Here is a 3,973-nt window from a genome sequence, read left to right as displayed (position 1 = left end):
CAATTTATCTTTTCAGGGTAAAATGGGCTTTAAATTCTTTTTTATCACCTGTATTAGGTTCATTATATTCTACTACAAACCAGTAATCACTTGTTGGCATTGGCTCGCCTTGATAGGTTCCATTCCATCCATCACCTGTTGGGCTGATTTGTTTTAACAATTTGCCATATCTGTCAAATATATAAATTTTTGCGCTAGGTTGTTCGTCTATTCTGGTAATGTTCCATGTATCATTATAGCCATCGCCATTTGGTGTGAAAAATTTTGGGTAATCCATAACGGTCACTTCTGTTGTTGATTCTCCACATCCTATCTTGTCTCTCGCTGTTATTAAATGACTGCCTAAAGATACGTCTGTAAATATTAACTCGTCTTGCCATGAACCACCATCTAAACTAAACTCATAATCGCCTAAACCTGACAATACGGTAACTTCTATTATATGCACGTCTGAAAATGCGTCTGTTGTTACTGCTGCTTCTAGCGTTGGCGGTGAACTCTCTATTACTTCTGTACTGTCTGTACTCTCACACATCGTCTCTGATGAACTGCTTACATCTGTTACTATTACACTATAAGTTCCGCCTTCACTTGGTGTGTAACTCCCTTCTGTTGCACCTGCTATGACTGCTCCATTTAATGACCACTCAAAGGTATAGGTTGGTGTGCTTAAGCCTGTATCTAATACGGGTACGTCTAATACTTCTGTGCCATTTGTATCTACACATAGTATGTAACTATCATCTAAGTTAAATACTGGTAATGGATTAACTTGTAGGGTTAGTGGTGCTACTGCATAACAGCTTGATGAATCAAATGCATTATCTACTGTACCATCGTTATTTAAATCGACTAAGTCGCCTAAGCCATCGCCATCTATATCTATAAAATCAATCAGACCATCGCCATCGGTATCAAATCCGTCTGATACATTATCCCCATTTACATCTATTAAATCAAAAACACCATCGCCATCGGTATCTATGGTATCAACGTTACCATCGCCATTAAAATCTAATGCGGTTGTTACTGCTGCTAAATCTAAGTTTAACAATGCTACGCCTTGTGTATCATTATCTACTCTTACATAGATTACTTGTGGATTAGCAGCATTACCATTTACTGATGTGTTTTCATATAAAAATGGTAATGGGTTTACACCTAATTCTGCATCTACTTCGGTTGCATAATACGTTAGTATGTAGTTTGATGGATCTTGACCATCTAACACTTGTGCTTGTACACTTGCTGGGTCTAAGTCTGATAATAGTGTTACTGGTGTTAAATCGAACTGTGCACTGTTATTACTTAAGTCGTCATCATCATCCATCTCATCATCACAAATCTCATATAATATAGGTGCCATATCACTGTTTGCTTCTGCGGCCTCTTGTACTTCTATATTAAATGTTGGTGTGCTTACCATACAGCCTGTAACGGTATTAGTAATGGCTACATAAATGGTTTGTGGGTTGCCTAATACATTTGTATATGGACTTACTAAACCATTTGCTGCTGTGTCTGCGTCTGCTTGACTTATATGATAGCTTACTGTAAATACTAATGGGTCTTGTCCGTTTAATACTTCTGCATCTTTGCTTGTTAAATCAAACTCGGCTTGACCATCATTATTTAGTTCACAGATAATATAATCTGTTACAGCTGTTGCTACTGGTAATGGGTTTACAATTATTGTAAACATTACTGTGGTATAACATCCGGTAAGGTCGCTTGTAACACGTACATAAATTGTTTGTGTTGCACTTGTATTTGTATATGCTGTTGGGTCTGCTATAGCGTTAACGCCTGCCAAAGCATCTTCTTCTGTTTCATGATATGTTGGTGTAACATTAGGCTCGCCATTAAGTAATAAGGCTTCATTTGTGGTTAAATCAAACGCCTCTGCCATATCGCCTGGATTTGTGTCATCACACAACTCTAAACTTGGTAACAAACCACTTGCTGTTGGTGTTGGATTTGGTATCACACGTATGGTTAAAGTTGTAAAGTCTACACAGCCTGTATCGGTATCGGTAACCACTACAAATAAAGTTTGAGCTGCGATAACGGTATTGGTATACGCACCTGCTGGGTCTATAGCATTTGTTTGTGCTTGGGCATCTGCATCTGTCTCATAATAGCTTACACTCCAACTTGCCTCGCCTCCTGTTATCTCTGCGTCTTTTGAGGTTAAATCAAATGTTGTAAATCCATCATTAACTTGATTTAAATCATCACATGTTTCTAACGGTGTTGGTTGTACTGCTGTTGGTGGTAATTCTACTCGTATATCAAATTCTCCTGTGGTAATACAGCCATTGGCTACACTTACTAAACGCACATAAATGGTTTGTGGGTTAGCTAGGTTTGTATAGTTGCCTACATTTATTATTGGGTTTGCGCCGGTATCCGTATCGCCTTGTGTTAAATGGTAGGTTAATACAAAATCTGCTGGTAGTTGCGTACCTAATACTTCTGCATCTTGAGTTGTTAAATCAAATTGTGCTATGCCATCTGCATCGGTATCGCATATCACATAATCGTCCATAGCTACTGGAACTTCTGGTGAATGTAACACTCTAATGGTTAACATCGTCTCTACACTATTATAACATCCTGTTATTGTGTTTTCTGCGCGTATATAAAGCTGCTGCTCATCCGCAACAATATTTGTGTATGGACTTACTAAAGCATTATCGCCGGATTCTGCATCGGCTTGTGTTTCATGATATGTTATAGATATATCTAATTCGCCATTGATAATCTCTACGGTTCTAAGCTCTAAATCAAAGGCTGAAAAGCCATCGTTATCATCATCACAAACTTCTAAATCTGAAGGTAATGTGGCTGGTGATGGTATTGGATTTACTCTTAGTAATAGTGTCGTAGTATTAACACAGCCTGTTACATCATTCTCTGCACGTATAAAAATTGTTTGGGGATTACTTAATACATTAACATATGGACTTGATATTGGTGATGTGCCGTTGTCTGCATCTAATTGCGTCTCGTAATAGGTTAAGGTTATTCCTGTTTGACCATTTAATATCTCATCATTTGCGTCTTCTAATGTAAAGGCTTCTTGTCCATCGCGTGATACATCATCACATAACTCTAATGGTGATGGTTGTACTAATACTGGCAATGGGTTTACTATTAACTCTAAGGTTGTGAGCTTATAACAGTCTGTATTGTTATCATCTACACGTACCCATAATAGTTGATTTGGTGTTGCTGTATTGGTATAAGCTCCTGGATTTAATATCGCATTTATTGGGGTATCTGCATTAACCTGATTTTCATAAAATGTAACGGTATATTGCGTTGGGTCGGCTAAGTTTTGTAATATCTCTGCCTCCTTGCTCGTTAAATCAAATTGTGCAAAGCCATCGGCTGATATATCATCACACGCTTCTAATGCGGTTGGTGGTAAGGCTCCTAATTGTGGCGTTGGGTTGACAACAAGCACCAATTCTACAAAAGTAGCACATGAGGTTGCTATGGTTGAACTCTCTACGCGTACATATAAGGTTTGTGTGTCTTCTACTATATTATTATATGGACTTGCCAGAGCATTAACATTTGTATTGGCATCTGACATCGTCTCATGGTAACTTACTGTTAAACTTGGATCGCCGCCTGTGATTTCTATATCGCGATCGGTTAACATAAATACACCAAATCCATCACTGTCTGGATCACAATAATCTAAAGCTGTTGGTGTATTGGCTACTGGCGCTTGCTCTACTACCAATACCAAAGTCGTGGTTGCATAACAACCCGTATTGACATCTTGCACGCGTACATAAATCATCTGCCCATTACTCGTATTGGTATACGGTATCGCTAAGGGATTCATCGCCGTTTCTGCATCAACTTGAGTTAAATAATAACTCACTGAATAATCCGGATTGTTCCCCGTTATCTCTAAATTCTTTAACGTTAAATCTATACTCGTCAACCCATCTGGTAC

1 protein-coding gene is annotated in these 3,973 nt (G+C 38.4%); it reads right to left on the bottom strand.

Annotated features, from left to right (window positions below; genetic code table 11):
* Positions 1–4: 4 nt before the first annotated feature.
* The coding region (locus tag BXY80_RS13830) for a T9SS type B sorting domain-containing protein (protein ID WP_147376146.1) at positions 5–3,973 on the bottom strand (3,969 nt) is incomplete at its 5' end.

Origin of the sequence: Ichthyenterobacterium magnum (genome assembly GCF_003610635.1) — a bacterium.
GTDB classification, from domain to species: Bacteria; Bacteroidota; Bacteroidia; order Flavobacteriales; family Flavobacteriaceae; genus Ichthyenterobacterium; species Ichthyenterobacterium magnum.
This window is presented reverse-complemented; position numbering and strand designations above follow the sequence as displayed.